The 23,478-nt window shown below is 71.4% G+C and carries 19 protein-coding genes and 1 riboswitch; of the genes, 9 read left to right on the plus strand and 10 right to left on the minus strand.

Features of this window, described 5'->3' with window-relative positions:
- Positions 1-35 precede the first annotated feature (35 nt).
- Entirely contained in the window at positions 36-1,106 is a 1,071-nt protein-coding gene (locus VGD70_RS25980; RefSeq protein WP_331085766.1) for a MoxR family ATPase, read from the minus strand.
- 93 nt (positions 1,107-1,199) lie between these two features.
- Positions 1,200-2,510: an NlpC/P60 family protein gene (locus VGD70_RS25985; protein ID WP_414638056.1), complete on the minus strand. Its 1,311-nt coding sequence runs from the start codon at positions 2,508-2,510 to the stop codon at positions 1,200-1,202.
- 237 nt (positions 2,511-2,747) lie between these two features.
- On the opposite strand from VGD70_RS25985, the gene VGD70_RS25990 reads away from it, so the two are divergent.
- Positions 2,748-3,236, plus strand: coding sequence for a hypothetical protein (locus VGD70_RS25990; RefSeq protein WP_331085770.1), 489 nt, complete (start codon positions 2,748-2,750; stop codon positions 3,234-3,236).
- On the plus strand, positions 3,233-4,747 hold the full coding sequence (locus tag VGD70_RS25995) for a flagellar basal body protein FliL (RefSeq protein ID WP_331085772.1): 1,515 nt from the start codon (positions 3,233-3,235) through the stop codon (positions 4,745-4,747). Before VGD70_RS25990 ends, VGD70_RS25995 begins: the two co-directional genes overlap by 4 nt.
- A 55-nt stretch (positions 4,748-4,802) precedes the next feature.
- Here VGD70_RS25995 and VGD70_RS26000 read toward each other — a convergent pair whose 3' ends face one another.
- A complete protein-coding gene (locus tag VGD70_RS26000) occupies positions 4,803-5,168 on the minus strand; it encodes a VOC family protein (protein WP_331085774.1) in 366 nt (121 codons plus the stop codon).
- A 99-nt stretch (positions 5,169-5,267) separates the two neighbouring features.
- Between VGD70_RS26000 and VGD70_RS26005 the strand changes: the two genes are divergently transcribed.
- Positions 5,268-8,078, plus strand: coding sequence for an aconitate hydratase (locus tag VGD70_RS26005; protein WP_331085776.1), 2,811 nt, complete (start codon positions 5,268-5,270; stop codon positions 8,076-8,078).
- A gap of 62 nt (positions 8,079-8,140) precedes the next feature.
- On the opposite strand, the gene VGD70_RS26010 is transcribed toward VGD70_RS26005, so the two are convergent.
- From VGD70_RS26010 to egtA, 5 genes are all read right to left on the minus strand, one after another.
- On the minus strand, positions 8,141-9,703 hold the full coding sequence (locus tag VGD70_RS26010; protein WP_331085778.1) for an alpha/beta hydrolase: 1,563 nt from the start codon (positions 9,701-9,703) through the stop codon (positions 8,141-8,143).
- A 227-nt stretch (positions 9,704-9,930) separates the two neighbouring features.
- The gene (egtD, locus tag VGD70_RS26015; protein WP_331085780.1) at positions 9,931-10,908 is read right to left on the minus strand and encodes an L-histidine N(alpha)-methyltransferase; all 978 of its coding nucleotides are present in this window, start codon (positions 10,906-10,908) and stop codon (positions 9,931-9,933) included.
- A complete protein-coding gene (egtC, locus tag VGD70_RS26020; RefSeq protein ID WP_331085782.1) occupies positions 10,905-11,654 on the minus strand; it encodes an ergothioneine biosynthesis protein EgtC in 750 nt (249 codons plus the stop codon). Before egtC ends, egtD begins: the two co-directional genes overlap by 4 nt.
- Positions 11,655-11,657: 3 nt before the next feature.
- On the minus strand, positions 11,658-12,995 hold the full coding sequence (gene egtB / locus VGD70_RS26025) for an ergothioneine biosynthesis protein EgtB (protein WP_331085784.1): 1,338 nt from the start codon (positions 12,993-12,995) through the stop codon (positions 11,658-11,660).
- Positions 12,992-14,191: an ergothioneine biosynthesis glutamate--cysteine ligase EgtA gene (egtA, locus tag VGD70_RS26030; protein WP_331085786.1), complete on the minus strand. Its 1,200-nt coding sequence runs from the start codon at positions 14,189-14,191 to the stop codon at positions 12,992-12,994. Before egtA ends, egtB begins: the two co-directional genes overlap by 4 nt.
- A gap of 182 nt (positions 14,192-14,373) precedes the next feature.
- Here egtA and VGD70_RS26035 point away from each other — a divergent pair, with 182 nt between their 5' ends.
- From VGD70_RS26035 to VGD70_RS26060, 6 genes are all read left to right on the plus strand, one after another.
- The gene (locus VGD70_RS26035) at positions 14,374-14,949 is read left to right on the plus strand and encodes a helix-turn-helix domain-containing protein (RefSeq protein WP_331085788.1); all 576 of its coding nucleotides are present in this window, start codon (positions 14,374-14,376) and stop codon (positions 14,947-14,949) included.
- Between the two features lie 69 nt (positions 14,950-15,018).
- Positions 15,019-15,582 (plus strand): TIGR03086 family metal-binding protein, encoded by a 564-nt coding sequence (locus VGD70_RS26040; RefSeq protein ID WP_331085790.1) that lies wholly within the window; start codon positions 15,019-15,021, stop codon positions 15,580-15,582.
- Between the two features lie 148 nt (positions 15,583-15,730).
- Entirely contained in the window at positions 15,731-17,071 is a 1,341-nt protein-coding gene (locus VGD70_RS26045; RefSeq protein ID WP_331085792.1) for a hemolysin family protein, read from the plus strand.
- Positions 17,068-18,117: a hemolysin family protein gene (locus tag VGD70_RS26050; RefSeq protein ID WP_331085794.1), complete on the plus strand. Its 1,050-nt coding sequence runs from the start codon at positions 17,068-17,070 to the stop codon at positions 18,115-18,117. Before VGD70_RS26045 ends, VGD70_RS26050 begins: the two co-directional genes overlap by 4 nt.
- On the plus strand, positions 18,114-18,965 hold the full coding sequence (locus VGD70_RS26055) for a 3-methyladenine DNA glycosylase (protein ID WP_331085796.1): 852 nt from the start codon (positions 18,114-18,116) through the stop codon (positions 18,963-18,965). The genes VGD70_RS26050 and VGD70_RS26055 overlap by 4 nt, the downstream gene beginning before the upstream one ends.
- On the plus strand, positions 18,962-19,492 hold the full coding sequence (locus tag VGD70_RS26060) for a SecDF P1 head subdomain-containing protein (protein ID WP_331085798.1): 531 nt from the start codon (positions 18,962-18,964) through the stop codon (positions 19,490-19,492). The genes VGD70_RS26055 and VGD70_RS26060 overlap by 4 nt, the downstream gene beginning before the upstream one ends.
- Before the next feature lie 6 nt (positions 19,493-19,498).
- Here VGD70_RS26060 and gcvP read toward each other — a convergent pair whose 3' ends face one another.
- Both gcvP and VGD70_RS26070 read right to left on the minus strand, forming a co-directional pair.
- Positions 19,499-22,372: an aminomethyl-transferring glycine dehydrogenase gene (gene gcvP, locus VGD70_RS26065; protein ID WP_331085800.1), complete on the minus strand. Its 2,874-nt coding sequence runs from the start codon at positions 22,370-22,372 to the stop codon at positions 19,499-19,501.
- A 149-nt stretch (positions 22,373-22,521) separates the two neighbouring features.
- Positions 22,522-22,616: riboswitch (glycine riboswitch) on the minus strand.
- A gap of 136 nt (positions 22,617-22,752) precedes the next feature.
- Positions 22,753-23,319 (minus strand): MerR family transcriptional regulator, encoded by a 567-nt coding sequence (locus VGD70_RS26070; protein WP_331085802.1) that lies wholly within the window; start codon positions 23,317-23,319, stop codon positions 22,753-22,755.
- Positions 23,320-23,478 lie beyond the last annotated feature (159 nt).

Raw genomic sequence — 23,478 nt, forward strand, 5'->3', positions numbered from 1 at the left:
CGACGGGCGGTCGCGGGTCTTGTGCTTGTCCTTGGTCACGGCCTGCCGGCCACCCCGACCGGCGGCGGCTGCACACCGCCCGACTGGGGTCGGGCGGAGACCTGCGGGAGCGGCACGGTCTGCAGCACGCGCGAGATGATGTGGTCGAGCGGGACGCCGTCGGCGAGCGCGTCGTAGGACAGGACGAGCCGGTGCCGCAGCACGTCCGGCACGACGTCCACGACGTCCTGCGGCAGCACGTAGTCGCGGCCGCGGATCAGCGCCAGGGCCCGCGACGCGGCGACGATGCCGAGGCTCGCGCGCGGCGAGGCGCCGTAGGCGACCCAACCGGCGACGTCGTTGAGCCCGTGCTCCAGCGGCGTCCGGGTGGCCAGCACGACGCGGACGGTGTAGTCGACCAGCGCGTGGTGCACGAAGACCTGCGAGGCCACGCCCTGGAGGCGGACGAGCTCGGCCGGGCTCAGCACCTGGCCCGGCTCCGGCGGCGTGACGCCCATCCGGTAGACGATCTCCCGCTCCTCCTCGGCCGTCGGGTAGTCGACGATGATCTTGAAGAGGAAGCGGTCGCGCTGCGCCTCGGGCAGCGGGTAGACGCCCTCGTTCTCGATCGGGTTCTGGGTGGCCAGGACCAGGAACGGGTCGGGCATCGGGAAGGTCTGGCCGCCGATGGAGACGTGCCGCTCGGCCATGACCTCGAGCATCGCGGACTGCACCTTGGCGGGCGCGCGGTTGATCTCGTCCGCGAGCACGAAGTTGGCGACGACGGGCCCCAGCTCGACGTCGAACTTCTCGGCGCCCTGCCGGTAGATCCGGGTGCCGAGGATGTCTGCGGGGACGAGGTCGGGGGTGAACTGCACGCGTGTGAACGACCCGCCGACGACCCTGGCGAACGTCTCGACGGCGAGGGTCTTGGCGACGCCCGGGACACCCTCGAGGAGCAGATGCCCCCGGGACAGCAGGCCGACGAGCATCCGCTCGACGAGCCGGTCCTGCCCCACGATGACCCGTTTGACCTCGAACACGGTGCGCTCGAGCAGCTGTGCGTCGCGGGCGGGCGTGCTTGGCTCGGCCCCGGATCCGTTCACCGACTCAGCCGGCTCGGTCACTACCTACCTCCTAGGTGCAGGGTCAGGTTTCCCCCCTCGATAGACAAGCGGAACCCCGGTATGACCACTGTGAAGACCCAGGTCGGCCGAACGTCAGAGCAGGCGGGTGGCGTACGGGACGATGCCGCCGTAGCGCACCGAGACCACCCGCACCCGCGACCCCGAGTGCGGCGCCTCCACCATCTGCCCGTCCCCGATGTAGAGGGCCACGTGGTGGATCCGCCCGCCCGTCGCCCAGAACAGCATGTCGCCCGGGGCCTTCTGGCTCAGCGGCACCCGCCGGCCGGCGTGCGCCTGGTACCCGCTGTAGTGCGGCAGCCGGTAGCCCGCCGCGGCGAACGCGTAGATCATCAAGCCCGAGCAGTCGAAGCCGATCTTGTCGTAGTCGCCGTACAGGTCCGCCACGCCGCCGTCGCGGATGCCGCGGGTCGGGCCGTGGGCGTTGCCGCCGCCCCACGCGTACGGCACGCCGAGCTGGGACAGCGCGCGGTTGATCACCGAGCGCGCCGAGCCGCTCGACGGCGCCGCGACCGGCCGGCCACCGCCACCCCCGCCGCCGTTGCCCTCGGCGGCCTGCTGGGCCTTCAACGCGTCCTCGCGCTGCTTGGCCGCGAGCCAGGCCTGGTACCGGTCGCGCTGGCTCTCCAGCCCGCTGACCGCCGACTGCGCCGCGATCAGCTGCGACTCCGCGCTCGACTTCTGCGCCTCGACCCGCTGCGTCTCGGCGACGCCGTCCTGCTGTGCCTGCTGGGCCGCCGCGGTGGCCGCGTCCGCGGCGACCTTCGCCGACCGGGCCTGCGTCTCCTTCTCCTTGGCGAGCGCCAGCGCGGCGCGGGCGGCCGAGTCCTTGTTGGCCTTCGCGGTGCGCGCGACCTCCATGCTGTCGAGCGCGTCGAGCTGGCTGCCGCCCACCGCGTTCAGCAGCTCGGCCCGGGCGAGCAGGTCCTCCGGCGACTTCGCGCCGATGTAGGCCGACATCGAGCCGATCGCGGTGCCCTGCTTGTAGCTGCCCGCGGCGAACTCGTCGAGGTTCTTGCGCGCGTCGGAGATGGCCGTGGCCGCGTTGGCCGCCTCGGCCTTCGCCGCGTCCGCGTCCGCCCTGGCCTGCGCCGCCGCGTCCTGCGCGGTCTGCAGGTCGACGAGCGCCTTGTTGGCGTCCTCCATCTTGAGCTCGACGTCGGCCTGCAGCTCCATGAGCCGGGCCTCGGCCTGCGCCACCTGGTTGGTCAGCCGGCCGACCTGGGTCGCCTGCGCGTTGGCCTTCGCCCGGGTGCTGTCGAGCTGGTCGTCGCTGGGGTTGGGCGGGGGCGGCGGCGCGGCGACCGCGGTGCCCGCCCCGATGCTCACGACCAGCACGGCGGCCGCGGCGACCACACGCAGGCTCGCACCCAACCGTCTCGGCACTGCTCCCACCGGGCCTACCTCCCACCTCCGGCTCGGCCGACCTCCCCGGTCGCAGCCCCCTGAGCTGCACGATCGGCGCAATCACTGTGCCACTTTGGACTCGTTTCGCACCAGCCGTAACACCAGAAACTTGGCCACCGTGGACCACATTCACCCCTGTGGGCACGGGAGAACCACGCAGAGTTGCCGAACCGAGCCCCCGGCCTGCGGAGATCCACGACCTGTAACCATGAGCCCGTGCTGTCCAGAACCCAGACCCGCACGCCGACCCGGCTCGGGATCGGCGCCGCGTGCCTCGCGGCGGCCGGCCTCCTGCTGATCGCGGTCGGCACGTTCCTGCCGTGGGTCGTCTCCGGATCGGTGCTCCGGGACAGCTACCAGTCGATCAGCGTGATCAGGGCGATCAAGGCGGTGGAGGGCAACCCGCTGGAGCTGGTGCTCGACGCCTGGACGATGATCATTCCGGTGATCACGGTCTGCGTCGTGGGCTACGCGCTCGGATTTCGCCGGACAGCCGCAACGATTTCGACCATTCTGGCGATAATCTGCGGAACCATCTCGGGGACCGCGACCGTCGTAAGCGGTGGCGAGGGCATCACCCTCGGCATCGCCGGTACCGGACCCACCACCATGTTGATCGGGGCTGTACTCACCGTGATCGGTGTCGTAGGGATCTTCGCCGGCCAGCGCGGACGCGCGACCGGAGACGCAGGAGGGGAACCGTGACCTATCCAGGTTCTGGCGGCCCATGGCAGCCGAACGATCCGAACCAGCCGGGGAGCGGACCGTTCCCGGCGCACCAGCCTGGCTACCCGCAGCAGGGCGGTTACCCCCAGCAGGGTTACCCGCAGCAGGGTGGCTACCAGCAGCCTGGCTACCCGCAGCAGCCGGGCTACCCGCAGACCGGCCCGCAGCCGGCGCAGCAGGGCTATCCCCAGACCGGCCCGCAGCCCGTGCAGCAGCAGGGCTACCCGGCCGGCTACGGCCAGCCGAACTACGGCGGGCTCGGCATGCCCGGTGGTCCGGCGCCGCGGAGGAGCCGCAAGGGCCCGATCATCGGTGCGATCGCCGCGGTGCTGGTCATCGCGGTCGGCGTCACCGCGACGATCTTCGTGCTCAACCGCAGCAGCCAGGACCAGGCCGGCAAGGCCAACCCGACCGAGGCCGCGACCAACCTCGTCAACAGCCTCAGCCAGGGTGACGTGCTCGGCGTGCTCGAGAGCCTCACGCCGGCCGAGTCCGCGCTGCTGGTCGACTTCAACGCCAAGTCGACCCAGCGGCTCAAGGAGCTCAACGTCTACAAGAAGGACGCCGACCCGAACAAGCTGCACGGCGCGTCGGTCGAGGCGAAGAACCTCAAGTACGACGAGAAGGGCGCGGAGAAGGTCAACGACCACCTGACCATCACCAAGCTCATCGGCGGCACGGTCTCCCTGCACGCCGACGCCAGCGAGCTGCCGCTCACCGACGAGTTCATGCAGGCCGCGTTCCCCGACGGCGTCAACTCCCAGCCGACCAACGAGCAGGTCGACATCGCCAAGGTCGTCCGGGAGTCCGGCCAGCCCGTCCGCATCGCCACGGTCAACGTGGACGGCAAGTGGTACCCGAGCCTCTTCTACACCGTCGCCGACTACGCGCTGCAGGCCGCCGGCAAGGAGTGGCCGAGCAGCCGGATCGCCGACAACGGCGCGGACAACGCGGAGAACGCGGTCAAGGAGATGGTCCAGGCGTCGGTCAACAGCGACGTCGAGCGGGTCATCGAGCTGCTGCCGCCGGACGAGATGGGCGCGCTGCACGACGCCGGCCCGGCGCTGCTGGAGTCGATGGGCACCCCGCCCGCCAGCGGTGTGGAGGTCACCAAGCTCGACACCGACGTGACCGACGCGGAGTCCGGCGGCAGGAAGGTCATGCTCAAGGAGGTCGAGGTCAAGGCCGACGGCCAGACCTACCGCGTGGCCAAGGACGGCGACTGCTACCTCGCCGAGGGCGGCGGGGACAGCCAGAAGCTGTGCTCGCAGGACTTCGCCAAGCAGATCGGCGGCAGCAGCATGTCCCCCGAGGCCCAGAAGGCGCTGACCAACCTCGCGTCCGGCCTGATGAAGAACACCGGCGTGGTGGCCACCGAGGTCGGCGGCAAGTGGTACGTCAGCCCGCTGCGCACCTACACCGAGCTGGGTCTGTCCGCGATCAGCGACCTCACCCCGGAGGACGTCATCGCCCTGGTGAAGATGTCCTGACAGATCAGTCGAACCGGTGGCCCGGCGCCCAGATGGGTGCCGGGCCACCGGCGTCTCAGCCCTCGAGGAACTCCAGCTTGTTGCCGGCGGGATCGTCCGTGTGAAAGCGCCGGCGGCCGGGGATCTCCGCGGGGTCGGCCCAGCGGACCGGGTGGCCGGCCCGCTCGACGGCGGCCGCGGTCGCGTCGACGTCGACCACGAACGCCGGGTGTGCCTTGCGCGCCGGCCGGAAGCCCTCTTCTATGCCGACATGCAGCTCCGCGTCCGGGCCGCCGCGGCCGGGCACCTGGAACCAACAGCCACCGCGCTTGGCCAGCAGCGGCGGCTTCGCCAGCTCGGTCCAGCCGAGTACGCCCGCGTAGAAGGCACGAAGCCGATCTTCGCTGCCCGCCGGGGCGGCGATCTGAACGTGGTGCAGCATGGTGGCGACCTCCCTTGGCGTCGAATACAGGACAAGCGTACTGTTTGAACCGAGAGAGGTCGTTTCCCGAGCACACCACCAGGCCAGATGGAGTTCGTCGTGACCGCACCAGCCAGCAAGGACAGCTTCGGCTCTCGCAACACGCTTTCCGTCGGTGACTCCTCGCACGAGGTGTTCCGGCTCGACGCCGTCAGCGGCGCGGAACGCCTGCCGTACAGCCTGAAGATCCTGCTGGAGAACCTGCTGCGCACCGAGGACGGCGTCAACATCACCGGCGACCACGTCCGCGCGCTCGCCGGGTGGGACCCGAACGCCGAGCCGGCCACGGAGATCCAGTTCACCCCGGGCCGCGTGGTGATGCAGGACTTCACCGGCGTGCCGTGCGTGGTCGACCTCGCCACCATGCGCGAGGCGGTGACCGCGCTGGGCGGCGACGTGGCCAAGGTCAACCCGCTCGCGCCGGCCGAGCTGGTGATCGACCACTCGGTGATCGCGGACATCTTCGGCCGGCCGGACGCCTTCGAGCGCAACGTCGACCTCGAGTACGGCCGCAACAAGGAGCGCTACCAGTTCCTGCGCTGGGGCCAGAGCGCGTTCGACGAGTTCAAGGTCGTGCCGCCGGGCACCGGCATCGTGCACCAGGTCAACATCGAGCACCTGGCACGCGTCGTGATGACCCGCGCCGGCCAGGCGTACCCGGACACGCTGGTGGGCACCGACAGCCACACCACGATGGTCAACGGCCTCGGGGTGCTCGGCTGGGGCGTCGGCGGGATCGAGGCCGAGGCCGCGATGCTCGGCCAGCCCGTGTCGATGCTCATCCCCCGGGTGGTCGGGTTCAAGCTGAACGGCGAGCTGCCGCCCGGCGCCACCGCCACCGACCTGGTGCTGACCATCACCGAGATGCTGCGCAAGCACGGCGTGGTCGGCAAGTTCGTCGAGTTCTACGGCGCGGGCGTGCCGGCGGTGCCGCTGGCCAACCGGGCCACGATCGGCAACATGAGCCCGGAGTTCGGCTCTACCTGCGCGATCTTCCCGATCGACGGCGAGACCATCGACTACCTGCGCTTCACCGGCCGCTCCGCGGAGCAGGTGGCGCTGGTCGAGGCGTACGCCAAGGAGCAGGGCCTGTGGCACAGCCCGGCGGACGAGCCGGCCTACTCCGAGACGCTCGAGCTGGATCTGTCCACAGTGGTCCCGTCGATCGCCGGCCCGAAGCGGCCGCAGGACAGGATCGCGCTGGCCGACGCCAAGCCCGCGTTCCGCAACGCGCTGAGCTCCTACACCGCCGACGCCCCGGCCGGCCCCCGGTCCACTGTGGACGAGGCGCTGGAGGAGACGTTCCCGGCCAGCGACGCGCCCGCGTACGGCACCAACGGCAACGGCAGCGGTACGCCGTTCGACTACACCGCGGCCGAGGGCGCCGAGGGCCGGCCGAGCAAGCCGACCACGGTGACCCTGGACGGCGCCACGTTCGAGCTCGACCACGGTGCGGTCGCGATCGCCGCGATCACCTCGTGCACCAACACGTCCAACCCGTCGGTGATGATCGGCGCGGCGCTGCTGGCCAAGAAGGCCGTCGACCGCGGGCTGGAGCGCAAGCCGTGGGTGAAGACGACGCTGGCGCCGGGGTCCAAGGTCGTCATGGACTACTACGAGCGCGCGGGTCTGCTGCCGTACCTGGAGAAGCTGGGCTTCCACCTGGTCGGCTACGGCTGCACCACGTGCATCGGCAACTCCGGCCCGCTGCAGGACGAGATCTCCGCAGCGGTGAACGAGGCCGACCTCGCGGTGGTGTCGGTGCTGTCCGGCAACCGCAACTTCGAGGGCCGCATCAACCCGGACATCAAGATGAACTACCTGGCGTCGCCGCCGCTGGTGGTGGCCTACGCGCTCGCGGGCTCGATGGACAAGGACATCACCACCGAGCCGATCGGCACCGGGTCGGACGGCGAGCCCGTGTACCTCGACGACATCTGGCCGTCGCCGCAGGAGATCCAGGACGTGGTGTCCTCGGCGATCTCCTCGGAGATGTTCTCCACCGACTACGCCGACGTCTTCGCCGGCGACGAGCGCTGGCAGTCGCTGCCGACGCCCACCGGTAACACCTTCGACTGGGACCCGGAGTCCACCTACGTGCGCAAGCCCCCGTACTTCGACGGCATGGGCGTGGACCCGTCGCCGGTCGAGGACGTCTCGGGCGCGCGGGTGCTGGCGTTGCTGGGCGACTCGGTGACGACGGACCACATCTCGCCCGCGGGGTCCATCAAGCAGGACTCCCCCGCCGGCAAGTACCTCACCGAGCACGGCGTCGAGCGGCGCGACTTCAACTCCTACGGCTCCCGGCGCGGCAACCACGAGGTGATGATCCGCGGCACCTTCGCCAACATCCGCCTGCGGAACCTGCTGCTCGAGGACGTGCAGGGCGGGTTCACCCGCAACTTCCTCGCCGGTGGTGACCAGACCACCATCTACGACGCCTCGGTCGCCTACGCGAAGGCCGGGGTGCCGCTGGTGGTGCTGGCCGGCAAGGAGTACGGGTCCGGCTCGTCCCGCGACTGGGCCGCGAAGGGCACCTCCCTCCTGGGGGTCAAGGTGGTGATCGCCGAGTCGTTCGAGCGGATCCACCGGTCGAACCTGATCGGCATGGGCGTGCTGCCGCTGCAGTACCCGGCGGGCGAGACGGCGTCGTCCCTGGGCCTCGACGGCACGGAGACCTACGACGTCGCAGGCGTCACCGCCCTCAACGACGGCGACACCCCGCGCACGGTCGCGGTGACCGCCACCCGCGCGGACGGCTCCACAGTGGACTTCGACGCGGTGGTCCGCATCGACACGCCCGGTGAGGCCGACTACTACCGCAACGGCGGCATCATGCAGTACGTGCTGCGCAAGATGATCCAGAAGTAGGACCGACAAGAACGGCCGGCCGGCGAGTCGCTCGCCGGCCGGCCGTCTCGTACTCGGCCGGGTCAGTCCGTCGTGGCGGCCGGGAACGGCTGCACGTCGGGGTGGCAGACCGTGCCCGGACCCGGCAGCGCCAGGTCGATCAGGTAGTCCGCCGCGATGCGGTCGGTGCACGCGCTGCCACCGAGGATGCAGTGGCCGAACGAGTCCACGCTGACCAACTGCGCGTTGCCGAGCTCCTTGGACATGCGCCTGGCGAACTCGTACTGCGTGGCCGGGTCGTAGTAGTTGCCGAACAGCAGCACCGGGGTCTGGGTGCGGCGGTTCCACGGGCCGCGGTACGGGTCCGGGTCGTCCACGGGCCAGACCGGGCAGACCGCCGGGTCACCCCAGGCGAGGTAGCGCCCGAAGTCCGGGATCTGCCGCTCCCACTTGTCCGCGATCGCGGGCACCTCGCCGATCGTGTTGTCGAACGGCTTGTCCGAGCAGTTCACCGCGGGGTAGGAGTCGTCGCTGGTGTACGGCGAGTCCGGGCGGGTGTCGGTCTTGGGGAGCTTGCCCGCGGCCAGCAGCGCCTTGACGTCCTGGCTCGAGATCGTCATGGCCTTGCGGGCGGCCGCGGCCGGGTGGATCACGTCGTACAGGGCCTGCAGCAGGTTGGCCAGGTCGCCGAACTGCTCCGGGTTGTACAGCACGCCGGCGGTCGTGCCGACCACCGCGGCCTCGTCGGCCACGGTGCCGTCGGGCAGCGTGACCGGGCCGACCTCGCGCAGGTGGTTGTGCAGTTCGGTGTACTTCTTCCGCGCGTTGCCGGCGAAGGCGCAGTCGGCGTCCTGGTCGCATCGCGCGAGGAAGTTGTCCAGCGCGTACTGGAAGCCGCCGTCGGTCCGCTGCCGGTCGTACTCGACGCCGTCCAGCAGGCGCAACTTCGGGTCGACGTTGCCGTCGAGGATGATCGCCCGGGCGTTCTTCGGGAACAGGTTGACGTACGTGGCACCGAGCAGCGTGCCGTAGGAGAAGCCGACGTAGGTCAGCTTCCGGTCGCCGACCGCGGCACGCAGCGTGTCGAGGTCCTGCGCGACGTCCTTGGTGGACATGTGCTCGAGCAGCGGGCCGGCGAACCGGTCGCAGAACTCGCCGTAGTCCTTGTACGCCTTGATGGTCGTCTTCTCCTGCTGCCCGGTGACGGGGAGCGGGTGCATGCGGCCGAACACGTCGGCGGCGTCCTCGTTGGTGGCGAAGCAGCGCAGCGGGGTGCTGCGGGCCACGCCGCGCGGGTCGAAGCCGATCAGGTCGAACCGGTCGAGGACCTCCGGCTCGAAGATGTTCTTGCCGGACTTCGGCATGCGGTAGCCGCTGCCGCCCGGGCCGCCCGGGTTGAGGAACAGCGAGCCGATCTTGGCCGACTGGTCGTTGGCGGCACGCCGCATGAGCGCGATGTCGATCGTGCCGAGCTTCGGCTTGTCGTGGTCGAGCGGGACCGCGTAGTTGGCACAGCTGTACAGCGGCAGCTCGGCCGGTGGGACGCCGACCAGCTCACTCGACGCGCAGGTGCCCCACTGCACGGGGGCCGGGGCCTTCGGGGCCGGGGCCTTGGTGGCCGGCGCAGCCGAGGCGCTCGGGGCCATGAAGCCCATTGCTCCTGTAATCAGTGCGACCACCAAGGTGGCACCGCGACTCACCGACCGTGTGGATCTGACAGACACGGCAGTACCCTTCTCCCGACCTGGAGCGACTCATCGTCACTGCACCAGTCGGAAGACTCACACAAAGTGATGATCTTTGATATCGGCGAATCGGACGAACCGGTTCCTCTCTTTGGTCACGTCCGAAAGTAGGGTGGGTGCGTTTCCTGTCAGCGGGCTCCTGCCTGGGAGAGGGAGACGCCGAACCTCTTCTCCTCGTCTGTCCACCAGTGCTTCAGGGTGAAGCCCGCGTCCGCCAGTTCCGCCGCCACCTCGTCCTCGCGGAACTTCGCGGACACCTCCGTGCGCATCTCCTCGCCCTCCACAAAGGACACCGTCAGGCCGACGACCGGGACGTGCACCTCCATCGCCCTCGTGGCGCGTAGGCGCATCTCTATCCATTCCTCCTTCTCGTCCCACAACGCGACGTGCTCGAAGGCGTCCACGTCGAAGTCCGCGGCCAGCTCGCGGTTCAGTACATGCAGCACGTTGCGGTTGAACTCCGCGGTGACGCCGGCCGCGTCGTCGTAGGCGCGGACCACTGTCTCGGGGTCCTTCACCAGGTCCGTTCCGAGTAGTAGCCACTCTCCGTCGTCCAGCACGTCACGGATCGCGGACAGGAACTTGGCTCGCTCTGCCGGTACGAGGTTGCCGATCGTGCCGCCCAGGAACGCGACCAGGCGGACCGGGCTGCCCGGCAGGAGAGCCAGGTGCTGGGTGAAGTCGCCGACGACTCCGTGTACCGACACCGGGTCGTAGGCCGACGCCAGTGCCGAGGCGGCGTCGCGCAGGGCGGACTCGGACACGTCGAGGGCCACGATCTCTCGCAGGGAACCGTGCTGGCGCAAGGCATCCAACAGCAGGGTGGTCTTCTCCGACGAGCCCGAACCCAGCTCGACCAGCGTCGTGGCGTCGGTGAGGGACGCGATCTCCGGCGAGCGGGTCGCGAGGATCTCCCGCTCGGCGCGGGTGGGGTAGTACTCCGGCAGCCGCGTGATCCGCTCGAACAGCTCGCTCCCCCGCGCATCGTAGAACCACTTGGGCGGCAACGACTTCGGCGTCGCCGTCAAGCCGGTGCGGACGTCCGACCGCAGGCCCCGGACGATGTCGTCCGGGGTCAGGTGAACAGTCAGGTCGACCTCGCTCATCGCACTCCGATCTCTGTGAGTTCCACTGTGGAGGGTGTGGCGACGACCAGGTGCCGGTCCGGCACCTCCTGCCACGCGGGGTGGTCGTCGTAGGGCTCCGAGGCCACCGTCACGGCACCCTCGGAGGCACGCACCCACAGGGAATGGGTCCAGCAGGTACCGACGATCTGGTGGCCGTCGGTGAGCAACAGGTTCAGCCGCGACCCGGGTGCGGCCGCCTCCACGGCCGTGACCAGCGCGGCCACCGCGTCCGCGGGCTTGTCCCCGGCGACGAGCCGATGACGCAACAACGCCCACAGCAGCGCCGCGTCGGTGGGGGCGTCCATCGTCAGCAACGCCTCCACCGGTAACGCCGAGGCCAACACCGCGACGGAGGACGGCCAGCCGCGGACCACCCCGTTGTGGCTGAACAGCCAGCGGTCGAACGCGAACGGCGCCGACGCGGTCTCGACCACCGGCATGCCGGCCGTGGCCGAGCGGACCGCGGCCAGCACCGCGCCGGAGGAGATCTCCGACGCCAGCCGCGGCAGGGCCGTGTCCGTCCACAGTGGAACCGCACGGCGCACGAGCGCCGGCTCGGGCGAGGACTCGGCGTACCAGCCGATGCCGAAGCCGTCTGCGTTGACCGTGCCCCCGCCCCGCATGTCCTTCGGCGCCCACGACTGCCGCAGCAGCGAGTGCTCGGGCGTGAGCAACAACTCGGCGAGCCGCGCGGGCGGGCCGAGATACGCGATGTGCCGGCACATCCGCTACGCGAGCTCCGCCGGCGACGCGTCGCGGGCACACCGGAAGCCGGCGAAGATCTGCCTCCGGATCGGGTGGTCCCAGTTGCGGAACGTGGCCCGGCACGCCGCCGGGTCGGTGCCGAACGAGCCACCACGCAGCATCTTGTAGTCGCCGCCGAAGAAGACCTCCGAATACTCCCGGTACGGGAACGCCTGGAACCCCGGATACCCCTGGAAGTCGGCGTCGAGCCACTCCCAGACGTCGCCGACGAGCTGGTGGACCCCGCTCGCCGACACGCCCGCCGGGTACGCGCCGACCGGCGCCGGCGATAGGTGCCGCTGGCCCAGGTTGGCGTGCTCGGGTCCGGGATCCTCGTCACCCCACGGGAAGCGGCGCGAGCGGCCGGTGGCCGGATCGAACCTGGCCGCCTTCTCCCACTCGGGCTCGGTGGGCAGCCGCTTGCCGGCCCACGCGGCGTACGCCCGCGCCTCGTAGAAGCACACGTGCACCACCGGCTCGTCCGGCGGGATCGGCTCGACCACGCCGAACTTGTCCCGCAGCCACCGGTGGCCACCCGAGTCGGCGGAGCGCACCCAGAACCGCGGCGCGGTGAGGTCGGCCTTGTGCCGGTAGGCCCAGCCCTCGGCACTCCACCAGCGCTGGTCGTCGTAGCCGCCGGCGGCCATGAACTCCGCGTACGCCTCGTTGGTGACCGGCGCCGTGTCGATGAAGTACGCGTCGACGTGCACGTCGTGCGAGGGCCGCTCGTTGTCCAGCGCCCAGGGATCGACATCTGTGCCCATGGTGAACGGGCCGGCGGGCACCAACACCTCCGGCGCGGCGAGCGGCCGGCCGGGTGGCGGCGGCGGCGCGTGCAGCACCGGCGCCCCCGCCCGCAGCTGGTGGGTGGCCAGCATGGTCTCGTCGTGCTGCTGCTCGTGCTGCACGATCATGCCGAACGCGAACCCGTCGGTGACCAGCCGGCGCCCCTCCAGCGGGCTGGTGTCGAGGATGTCGAACACCTTGTCGCGCACCTCGCGGACGTAGGCGCGAGCCTGCGCCGGCGACAGCATCGGCAGCGCGGGCCGGTCGGCCCGCGGGTGCTGGAACGCGTCGTAGATGTCGTCGATGTCGTGGCGGACCGGCTCCCGCGCCCCGACGTCGCGCACCAGCCACAGCTCCTCCTGGTTGCCGATGTGGGCGAGGTCCCACACCAGCGGCGACATGAGCTTGGAGTGCTGGCGCACCAGGTCGTCGTCGTCGACCGCGTCGGTGAGCGCGACGCTGCGGTCCCTGGCCCGCTGGAGCTGCGCCGCGACGTGCGTGCGCAGTGCCTCGGTGCCGAGATCGGCCATGGTCATGACGTGCTCCTCCGCGGTAGTCGGTCCAGGTCGGCGACGATGGCCTCGGTCAGGTCGCGACCGAGGCCCAGGCCGGGCAGGGCGCGGGCGCCCAGGTCGAGCACCGTGGCGGCCGCCGCGGCGAGCGCACGGTCGGCCAGGCCGTGCCTGGCCGCGGGAAGCCACCGGTCGCCGACCGGGAGGCAGGCGTCGAGCACGGCGTCGACCGTGCCCGGCGTGGACAGCAGCGCGGCGAGCAGCGCCACCGGGGTGACCCAGGAGTCGCCGCGTTGCGCGTCGAGGTAGCGCACCTCGAAGTACCCGTGCGGGCGCACGGGCGGGAACATCGTGGTGAGGTGGTAGTCGAGATCGTCGGTGGTCGGTGGCTCGGCGCGGGCCCCGGCCAGCCAGTCGGCGAAGCTCATGCCGTCCGGCGTGACCCACCGGTCGCCGTCCCCGCGCACGCACAGCACCGGCGTGTCCAGCACCCGGCGCGCCCAGTCGGCGGCCGGATCCTCGACGATCTTGGACGGTGCGCTGCGCGGCGGGTCGGTGCCGAGGACGGCCCGCATCCGGGCCGACGCCCATCCCGTGGGCCGGCCCCGCAGGTTGGGTGAGTTGGCGAACGCGGCGACCAGCACCGGGCCGAGCGCGCTGACCGCGGCCCACCGCGCGGCCAGGGTCGCAGGCTCGCCCACGTCGAGGCACACCTGCAGGCCAGCGGTCGCGCACATCATCGTGAGCCCGTGCGGACCGATCGGCTCGAAGACCTGCTCCATCGCCGCGTAGCGCGGCGTGTCGAGCAGGCGCCTGGGTGGTCTGTGCTGGTCCGTGGCGCGATCGCCGAGGACGAAGCCCGCATCGGCGAGCAGCTCGCTGAGGAACCCGAGGTCGGTGGTGACGGCGTCGAACAACTCGGCCAGCGAGGGCTTGGGAAGGGCGGATATCTCGACCTGGCCGCCTGGCTCGAGGGTGAGCGGCGAACCGGCCGGAAGCGGTAGCTGAGGACTTTCCTTGTTCAGCGTGCGGGGCGCGTAGGGCCCCAGCGCGGCGGTGAAGCGGTGTGCGTCGATGGGCCGCCGGGGGTCTTCGGCATGGTGGACGATCCACTCCAGTTCGACGCCGGTGAGCCTGGGCGGGCCGTGCTTGAAGCAGACGGAGGCCACGTAGGCCTCGGCCTCCACACGGCTGCGCAGACGCCGGCGTGCCGACTCCACGATCCGCGGATTACCTGGTGGTCTGGACAATGCGGTCACTTCTCGACCCTCCGTTCGAGGTCGAAATCGACGCTACACGCGACCACCGACACTCACATGAACAGCGAACGGCGGCCGGCGGACCGGCCCACAGTACGTACGTACGGATTGCATCCGATCCCCGCGACTGCAACGATCATCTGATGCCACGGGTCAGCCAGGACCACCTCGACGCCCGCCGTCACCAGATCCTCGACGGCGCGCGGGTGTGCTTCGCCCGCTACGGCTACGAGGGCGCCACCGTCCGCAGGCTCGAGGAGGCCACCGGCCTGTCCCGGGGCGCGATCTTCCACCACTTCCGGGACAAGGAGTCGTTGTTCCTCGCCCTGGCCGAGGACGACGCGCACCGGATGGCCGACGTGGTCGCCCGCGAGGGCCTGGTCCAGGTCATGCGCGACCTTCTGTCCACACAGGACGGTGCGGACTGGCTGGGCAGCCGGCTCGAGCTGTCCCGCCGGCTGCGCACCGACCCCGAGTTCCGGGCACGCTGGGCGGAGCGGTCCGAGCAGCTGACCATCGCCACCCGCCAGCGCCTCGAACGCCAGCGCGACGCGGGCAACCTGCGCGACGACATCGACGTGAACGTGCTCACGTCCTACCTCGAGCTCGTGCTGGAGGGCCTGGTCTCCCACCTGGCGATGGGCCTGCCCGCCGACGACCTCGAGCCGGTGCTCGACCTCGTCGAGTCGTCGGTGCGGCGCGCGGCGCCGAAGAGCTAGGGACCGCTCCTGGCGCGAAATCGCGCGGCCGATGACCCGTCCGACGCGCCCGTGGGGGATCCTGGACACATGGATCTTCTCGACGCGCACGGCCACGCGATGGACGTGTTCGACCGGGCCATGCACAAGGTCGGCATCGGCGACTGGGACTCCCCCACGCCGTGCGCCGACTGGACCGTGCGCGACCTCGTCGGCCACCTGGTCAACGAGCAGCTGTGGGTGCCCGACCTGCTGGCCGGCAAGACCGTCGCGGAGGTCGGCGACAAGTACGACGGCGACGTGCTCGAGGACGACCCGATGCACGCGTGGACCGAGTCCTCCCAGGCCGCCCGCGCGGCGTGGCTGCGGCCGGGCACGCTGGTGCAGGTCGTGCACCTGAGCTTCGGCGACACCGACGGCACCGAGTACGGCTGGCAGATGACGACCGACCTCGCCGTCCACGGCTGGGACCTCGCCACCGCGGTCGGCGCGGACGCCGCCATGGGCGAGGAGCTCGCCACCGCCGTCCTCGAGTACGTCGAGCCGCAGCTCGACGCCTGGTCGGGCACGTCGATGTTCGCCGAGCCCGTGTCGGTGCCCGACGACGCCGGCCCGCAGACCCGCCTGGTCGCGCTGCTGGGCCGGCGGCCCTGACCTCTACACTGGACAGGGTCTGCACAGACCGATGATCTGCAAGGAGTGACCCTTCCGTGCGCGGCGCACAGTCCCCGGGCTGCAGTACCGGGCCGGGCGACGGACCCGGCTGCCATACCAATCCGGTCATCCCGCGCGGTGAAGCGCGATGACCGGTCTGCTCCTCAACGTGCTCGGCGTCCTCGCGGTCATCGCGCTGACGTTCGGCACGGCGGTCTTCGTCGCCGCCGAGTTCTCTCTCACCGCCCTCGAGCGCAGCCAGGTGGAGAGCCACCTGCGCCGGGTCGGCGACGCCCGCGCCAAGCGGGTGCACCAGGCGCACCAGACGCTGTCCTTCCAGCTGTCCGGCGCCCAGGTCGGCATCACGATCACCACGCTGACCATGGGTTACATCGCCGAGCCGATCATCGTCGGCTGGATCCGGCCCATCCTGTCCCTGCTGTCGGTGCCCGCCTCGGCCGCGCACCCCATCGCGCTCGTTCTCGCGCTGCTGCTCGCCAACGTGATCTCCATGGTGTTCGGCGAGCTCGTGCCGAAGAACCTGGCCATCGCGCGGCCGCTGCCCACCGCCCGCGCGGTCGCCGGCATCCAGACCCGGTTCTCCTCGGCGCTGCGCTGGTTCATCACCCTGCTCAACGCGTGGGCCAACTGGCTGGTCCGGCGCCTGGGCCTGGAGCCGGCCGACGAGCTGGCCTCGGCCCGGTCGCCGCAGGAGCTCGGCTCGCTGGTCCGCACCAGTGCCGAGCACGGCACCCTCGACCAGGGCACGGCCGCGCTGCTGAACCGGTCGCTGCGGTTCGGCGAGCGGACCGCGGCGGAGCTGATGACCCCGCGCGTCCAGGTCGAGTCGCTGCCCACCGACGCCACCGTGCCGGACCTCGTCGAGCTCACCCGGCGCACCGGCTTCTCCCGCTTTCCCGTGCACGAGGGCGACCTCGACGACGTGCGGGGCGTCGTGCACGTGAAGCAGACGTTCAACGTCCCCGCCGCGCGGCGGGCCACCACCCGGGTGAGCGAGCTGATGCGGCCGGCGCAGACCGTGCCGGAGAGCCTGGACGGCGACGCGCTGCTCGACCGCCTGCGCAGCTCGGGGCTGCAGATGGCGCTCGTCGTCGACGAGTACGGCGGCACCGCGGGCATGGTGACGCTGGAGGACCTCGTCGAGGAGATCGTCGGCGACGTGCGCGACGAGCACGACCGCGGCGAGATCAACCCGGTGCGCCCGCTGGGCCGGGACAGCTGGATGGTCTCCGGGCTGCTGCGGGACGACGAGCTGGCCGAGGCGACCGGGTTCCGGATGCCCGAGGGTGACTACGAGACGCTCGCCGGGCTGGTCCTGAGCCGGCTCGGCCGCATCCCCGAGGTCAACGACGAGGTGCGGGTCGACGGCTGGCGGATCACCGTGATGCGGATGGACCGGCACCGGGTGGCGGAGCTGCGGGTGGCCCGGATCCCGGTCGAGGCGCGGGCGGAGGTGGCGGCCCGATGACCGGCGGGGCGGCGATCTTCGTCGCGGTGCTGTTGCTGGCCGCCAACGCGTTCTTCGTCGGCGCGGAGTTCGCCTTGGTCAGCGCCCGACGCGACCGGCTGGAGGCACTCGCCGAGCGAGGCGTCGAGCGGGCCCGGACGGTCATGCGGGCGGCGCAGAACACGTCGCTGATGATGGCCGGCGCGCAGCTGGGCATCACGCTGTGCACGATCGGCCTCGGTGCGCTGGGCGAGCCGACCGTGGCGCACTTCCTGGAGGTGCTGCTGGGCCCGGCCGGGCTGCCGGCGGCGCTGTTGCACCCGCTCGCGTTCACGATCGCGCTGCTCATCGTGTCGATCCTGCACATCGTGCTCGGCGAGATGGTCACCAAGAACATCGCGATCGCCGCGCCGGAACGTACCGCGGTGCTGCTCACGCCGGTGCTCGTCGCCTGGATCCGGCTCGTCCGCCCGGTGATCTCGCTGCTGAACCTCGCCGCGAACAGGGTGCTGCGGCTGCTCAAGGTGGAGCCGAAGGACGAGATCGAGAGCGCGTACACACCGGACGAGCTGGCCACGCTCATCGCCGACTCCCGCCGCGAGGGCCTGCTGGACCAGGCCGAGCACCGCCGGCTGACGCAGACGCTGTCGTCGGCCGAGCGGACCGTGGCCGACGTGCTGGTGCCGCTGGAGCGGGTGGAGACCGTGCCGCACCCGCCGACGGTCGGCGACATCGAGGCGGCGGTGGCGCGCACCGGGTTCTCCCGCTACCCGGTGCGGATGCCGGACGGCCGGCTGAACGGCTACCTGCACGTGAAGGACGTGCTGGACCAGGCGGACGCGGACCCGTCGACGCCGGTGCCCCTGCACCGGGTGCGGGGGCTGCCGGAGGTGCCGGCGGACTCGCGGCTGGACGAGGCGCTGGCCGCGCTGCGCCGGGCGCGCAGCCACGTGGCGAAGGCGGTGGCGGCGGACCGGACCGTGCTCGGCGTCGTGGCACTGGAGGACCTGGTCGAGGAGTACGTGGGGACGGTGCGCGACGGGACCCACAAGGACCCCACCACATGACGGCGATCCTGGCCCCGCCCGACTGGCACCGGCAGCGGGACGCGCACGTGGCGCGGGTGCGCCGGTGGACGGATCCGTTGCGGGAGCGGCGGTCCGCCGGTGCGCGGCACCCGGTGCTGGACTTCCTGTTCACCTACTACTCGCACCGGCCCACCCGGCTGCTGCGCTGGCATCCCGGGCCGGGCGTGGTGCTCGCCGGCGCGGCGGAGTTCCTGCGGTGGCCGGCGTACCGGCCGGTCCCGGGCGGGGTGACGCTGGGCCCGCTGCCGCCGGCGCGGCTGCCGACGGTGCGCTTCGTGCGCTCGCTGCTGTCGGCCACCGCGGCGCGGGCACCCCGGCTCGGCTGCTTCGGGCTGCACGAGTGGGCGATGGTGTACCGCGCGGACGAGGTGCGGCACGAGGCCTGGCCGCTGCGGCTGGGGTCGGCGGGCACCGACCGCGTGGTGGAGTCGATGCCGATCCGGTGCACGCACTTCGACGCGTTCCGGTTCTTCACCCCCCGGGCACGGCCGCTGAACCTGGTCCAGCCGACGCGGACCGACCAGGTCGAGCTGGAGCAGCCGGGCTGCCTGCACGCGGGGATGGATCTCTACAAGTGGGCCTACAAGCTCGACCCGTACGTGCCGTCCTCGCTCGTGGCGGACTGTTTCGCGCTGGCGCACGACATCCGGGTGCTGGACATGTGCGCGAGCCCCTACGACCTGAGCGCGCTCGGCTACGCTCCCGTGGAGATCGAGACCGCGGCCGGCCGCGCCGAGTACGCGCGGCGGCAGGCGGCGTTCGCCGAGCGGGCGGCGCCGTTGCGGGCTCGGCTGGTCGAGCTGTGCGACGTCCTGGAGGGTTCGTGAGGCGCTGGGTCGCCCTGCTGCTGGTGCTGACGCTTGCCGGGTGCACGACCGAGCGGGTCGGCGGCACGCCGTCGCGGCCATCGACGGGGTCGTCGACGGGGTCGCCGACGGGGTCGTCCCCTCCCGCAGGCGGGCCGGTGGATCTCCAGGTGCCGCTGGACCTGGCGCCCGTGGTCCCGGCCGGCGCCGCGGCTCCGTCGCCGTCCGTGCTGCCGGATCCGGATGGCCTCCCGCTCACGCTCTCGCTGCCGTTGGTCAAGGTCGAACGGCTCGAGGACGCGAGGGTCGAGTTCCAGGAGAACGCCGGTTCGTGGGCGGTGGTGCTCACGCTGACCGCCGTGGACGCCCAGGTGTTCGGCGACTGGACCGCCAGCCACGTCGGCGAGCGGCTGGCCGTGGTGGCGGACGGCAAGGTGATCTTCGCCCCGCAGATCTCAGCCGCCATCACGACGGGCGAGGTGTTCATCTCGGCCCGCTACACCCAGGCCGAGGCCGGTGACCTGCTGAACCAGCTCACCGGCCGCTGACCTTCGTTACGACTGGTAGGCCTCGATGGGTGGGCAGGAGCACACCAGGTTGCGGTCGCCCTTCGCGCCGTCGATCCGGCGGACCGGGGGCCAGATCTTCGGGCCCGCGGCACCCGTCGGGTAGGCGGCCTCCTCGCGGCTGTACGGGTGGTCCCACTTCCCGGCGATCGACTCGGCCGTGTGCGGCGCGTTGTGCAGCGGGTTGTCCTCCGCCGGCCAGTCGCCCGCCGCGACCCTGTCAATCTCCCGCTTGATGGCGATCATCGCGTCGCAGAAGCGGTCCAGCTCGGCCAGGTCCTCGCTCTCGGTCGGCTCGACCATGAGCGTGCCGGCCACCGGGAACGACATCGTCGGCGCGTGCATGCCGTAGTCCGCGAGGCGCTTGGCCACGTCGTCGACCGTGATGCCGGTGGTCTTCGTGATGCCGCGGAGGTCGAGGATGCACTCGTGCGCCACCCGGTCGTGCTTTCCCTTGTACAGCACCGGGTAGTGCGACCCGAGCCGCGCGGCCACGTAGTTGGCCGCCGCCACCGCGGTCATCGTCGCGCGGCGCAGGCCCTCGGCACCCATCATCCGCACGTACGCCCACGAGATCGGCAGGATCGACGCGCTCCCCCAGGGCGCCGCGCTGATCGGGCCGACGCCGGTCGCCGGGCCGGCGGCCGGCTGCAGCGGGTGGTTCGGCAGGAACGGCGCGAGGTGCGACCGCACGCCGATCGGGCCGACGCCGGGACCGCCGCCGCCGTGCGGGATGCAGAACGTCTTGTGCAGGTTCAGGTGCGACACGTCCGCGCCGAACTTGCCGAAGCGCGCGAGCCCGATGAGCGCGTTCAGGTTGGCACCGTCCACATAGACCTGTCCGCCGGCGTCGTGCACCAGCGCGCAGACCTCGCGCACGGTGTCCTCGTACACGCCGTGCGTCGACGGGTAGGTGATCATGATGCAGGACAGGTCCGCGCGGTGCTGGTCCACAGTGGACCGGAGGTGGTCGACGTCGATGTTCCCGTTGGCGTCACAGCGAACCACGACCACGCGCATGCCGGCCATCGCCGCGCTGGCCGCGTTGGTGCCGTGCGCCGACGCCGGGATCAGGCAGACGTCGCGCGCGCCCTGGCCGTTCGCCCGGTGGTAGGCGCGGATCGCCAGCAGGCCGGCGAACTCGCCCTGACTGCCGGCGTTCGGCTGCAGGCTCACCGCGTCGTAACCCGTGAGTTGGGCGAGCCAACCCTCCAGATCGGACACGATGCGCAGCAGGCCCGCGGCGTCGGAGGCGGGCACGAACGGGTGCAGGTCGGCGAATGCCGGCCAGGTGATCGGCTCCATCTCCGCGGTGGCGTTGAGCTTCATCGTGCACGAGCCGAGCGGGATCATGCTCCGGTCGAGCGCGACGTCCTTGTCGGACAGTGCACGCAGGTACCGCAGCAGCGCGGTCTCGGACCGGTGCGTCGAGAACACCGGGTGGGTCAGGAACTCCGAGGTGCGCGCGAGCGTGGCCGGGTAGGCGTCGTCGGTGGCCGCGTCCAGGCCGTCGATGTCGCCGCTTACGCCGAAGGACGCCCACAGCTTCTTCACGTGCGCGCGGGTGGTGGTCTCGTCGCAGGCGACCGAGACCCGGTCCGCGGAGACCAGGCGGATGTTGATGCCGCGATCCCGCGCGTTGGCCACGACCTCGCTCCCCCGGCCGGGCACGTCGACGGTGATCGTGTCGAAGAAGTGGTCGGGCACGACGTCCACCCCGCCGGCCCGCAGGCCGGCGGCGAGCACGGCGGCCATCCGGTGCGCGCGGGTCGCGATGGCCCGCAGCCCGGCGGGCCCGTGGTACACCGCGTACATCGACGCGACGATCGCGAGCAGGACCTGCGCGGTGCAGATGTTGCTGGTGGCCTTCTCGCGGCGGATGTGCTGCTCGCGGGTCTGCAGCGCGAGCCGGTAGGCGCGGTTGCCGTCGGCGTCGACGCTCACGCCGACCAGCCGGCCGGGCAGCTGCCGCTCGAGGCCCTGACGGACGGCGAGGTAGCCGGCGTGCGGGCCGCCGAAGCCCATCGGCACGCCGAAGCGCTGGGTGGTGCCGGCGACGACGTCCGCGCCGATCTCGCCGGGCGGGCGCAGCAGGGTGAGCGCGAGGAGGTCGGCGGCGACGACGACCTGCGCGCCGCGGTCGTGCGCCGCCTCGATGATCGCCTGGTGGTCGCGCAGCGCGCCGCTCGCGCCGGGGTAGGACAGCAGCAGGCCGAAGAACTCGCCGTCGGGCAGGCCGGCGGCGAGGTCGACGACCTCGACCTCGATGCCGAGCGGCTCGGCGCGGGTCTCGATCACCGCGATGGTCTGCGGGAACGTGTCGGCGTCGACGAGGAAGCGGGCCGAGCGGGCCTTGCCGGCGCGGCGGACGAGCGTCATCGCCTCGGCGGCCGCGGTGGACTCGTCGAGCATGGAGGCGTTGGCCAGCGGCAGGCCGGTGAGGTCGGCGACCATGGTCTGGAAGTTCAGCAGCGCCTCGAGCCGGCCCTGGGAGATCTCCGGCTGGTAGGGCGTGTAGGCGGTGTACCAGGCGGGACTCTCGAGGACGTTGCGCCGGATGACCGGCGGGGTGAGCGTGCCGTAGTAGCCGAGGCCGATCATCTGGACGCGCGGCTCGTTGCGGTCGGCCAGCTCACGCAGCTCGCCGAGCGAGCGGTGCTCGGAGGCGGGCGGCGGCAGCTCGAGGTCGATGCCTTCCTCGCGGATGGACTCCGGCACCGCCTGCTCGACGAGCTCCTCGAGCGACCCGACGCCGATGACGTCGAGCATCCGCGCGAGCTCGGCGGGCCGCGGACCGATGTGCCGGTCAGCGAACTGGGTGCCGTCCTCGAGCGCGGCGAGCGGAATGCGGTCCTGGGTCATCGTCGCCTCCGGTGTGGGGTGGGCATGCCGAAGCAGGCCTCCCCCTCTGTCCGTGCCCACTGAACGCGGGCGCCTGAGAGCTTCGTCCGCCTGTCGACGGACTTGCACCTTCGGCGGGGTGGACCGGGCCACCCACTTTCCAGAGGCGTCTCGCCCACGCGGTTCGGGTGCCTGAGAGGTTCCGGGGAGGATTTGCTCCTTCGGCGCCGGGCCAGGACGGCTCGGTCTCTCCCGCGCGGGATCAGCGACTACACCGCGCAGCCTACCCCGACCCACCGGAGAATCCCTGGACGCCCGGGCCGCGCCTCGCCGGGCCGTTCGAGGGGCCGACGCTTTCGTGCTGGGCCGACAAAACTCGGGTCGGCCGTGACGAAAGGTGGTCAGCCGGCGTTGCGGGCCTTGCGGCGGGCGGTGAGCTCGTCCTCGGCCATCGGCTCGACCACGCCGCCGTCCGCGCGCTCCGCGGGGAACTCGTGGATCGTGCCGTTGATCTCCTGCATCGCGCCGCTCACGGCTATGCCGAACACGCCCTGGCCGCCCTGCAAGAGGTCGACGATCTCCTCGGGTGAGGTGCATTCGTAGACCGTCGTGCCGTCGCTGAACAGCGTGATCCTCGCGAGGTCACGGACGCCGCGCCGGCGCAGGTGGTCGACCGCCACGCGGATGTTCTGCAGCGACACCCCGGTGTCCAGCAGCCGCTTGACCACCTTCAGGACCAGCACGTCCTTGAACGAGTACAGCCGCTGCGACCCCGACCCGTGCGCGCTGCGAATGGTCGGCGCGACGAGGCCCGTCCGGGCCCAGTAGTCCAGCTGCCGATAGGTGATACCCGCGATCTGACACGCCGCAGGACCGCGGTAGCCGACGAGCTCGTCGGGCGCTGACTCGTCCGGGAACAGTTCGCCCTGCTCACCGGTGCCGGCCTCGACGGGACCTTCCTCGACCACGCCTGCCTCCGCTCTTCAACCGCCCACGAGACATCCCGAGGTGACGTCGAATGACATCCTCGCGATTCGCTCAGGATTGACGGTAGGTCGACGGCGGGGACCGGTCAACGCGACGCGCGGGCGAGCGGGCTCAAACCTCAACGTCAAGTCGAGGCTTCC

This window comes from Actinophytocola sp. (genome assembly GCF_036402745.1).
Lineage (GTDB): Bacteria > Actinomycetota > Actinomycetes > Mycobacteriales > Pseudonocardiaceae > Actinophytocola.

Bases quoted from the DNA above. Each gene is read 5' to 3' on its own strand.
- VGD70_RS26000 (WP_331085774.1), bottom strand. From the start codon at position 5,168: ATGCTGCACCACGTTCAGATCGCCGCCCCGGCGGGCAGCGAAGATCGG.
- VGD70_RS26010 (WP_331085778.1), bottom strand. From the start codon at position 9,703: ATGGCCCCGAGCGCCTCGGCTGCGCCGGCCACCAAGGCCCCGGCCCCG.
- egtD (WP_331085780.1), bottom strand. From the start codon at position 10,908: ATGAGCGAGGTCGACCTGACTGTTCACCTGACCCCGGACGACATCGTC.
- egtC (WP_331085782.1), bottom strand. From the start codon at position 11,654: ATGTGCCGGCACATCGCGTATCTCGGCCCGCCCGCGCGGCTCGCCGAG.
- egtB (WP_331085784.1), bottom strand. From the start codon at position 12,995: ATGACCATGGCCGATCTCGGCACCGAGGCACTGCGCACGCACGTCGCG.
- VGD70_RS26035 (WP_331085788.1), top strand. From the start codon at position 14,374: ATGCCACGGGTCAGCCAGGACCACCTCGACGCCCGCCGTCACCAGATC.
- VGD70_RS26040 (WP_331085790.1), top strand. From the start codon at position 15,019: ATGGATCTTCTCGACGCGCACGGCCACGCGATGGACGTGTTCGACCGG.
- VGD70_RS26045 (WP_331085792.1), top strand. From the start codon at position 15,731: ATGACCGGTCTGCTCCTCAACGTGCTCGGCGTCCTCGCGGTCATCGCG.
- VGD70_RS26050 (WP_331085794.1), top strand. From the start codon at position 17,068: ATGACCGGCGGGGCGGCGATCTTCGTCGCGGTGCTGTTGCTGGCCGCC.
- VGD70_RS26055 (WP_331085796.1), top strand. From the start codon at position 18,114: ATGACGGCGATCCTGGCCCCGCCCGACTGGCACCGGCAGCGGGACGCG.
- gcvP (WP_331085800.1), bottom strand. From the start codon at position 22,372: ATGACCCAGGACCGCATTCCGCTCGCCGCGCTCGAGGACGGCACCCAG.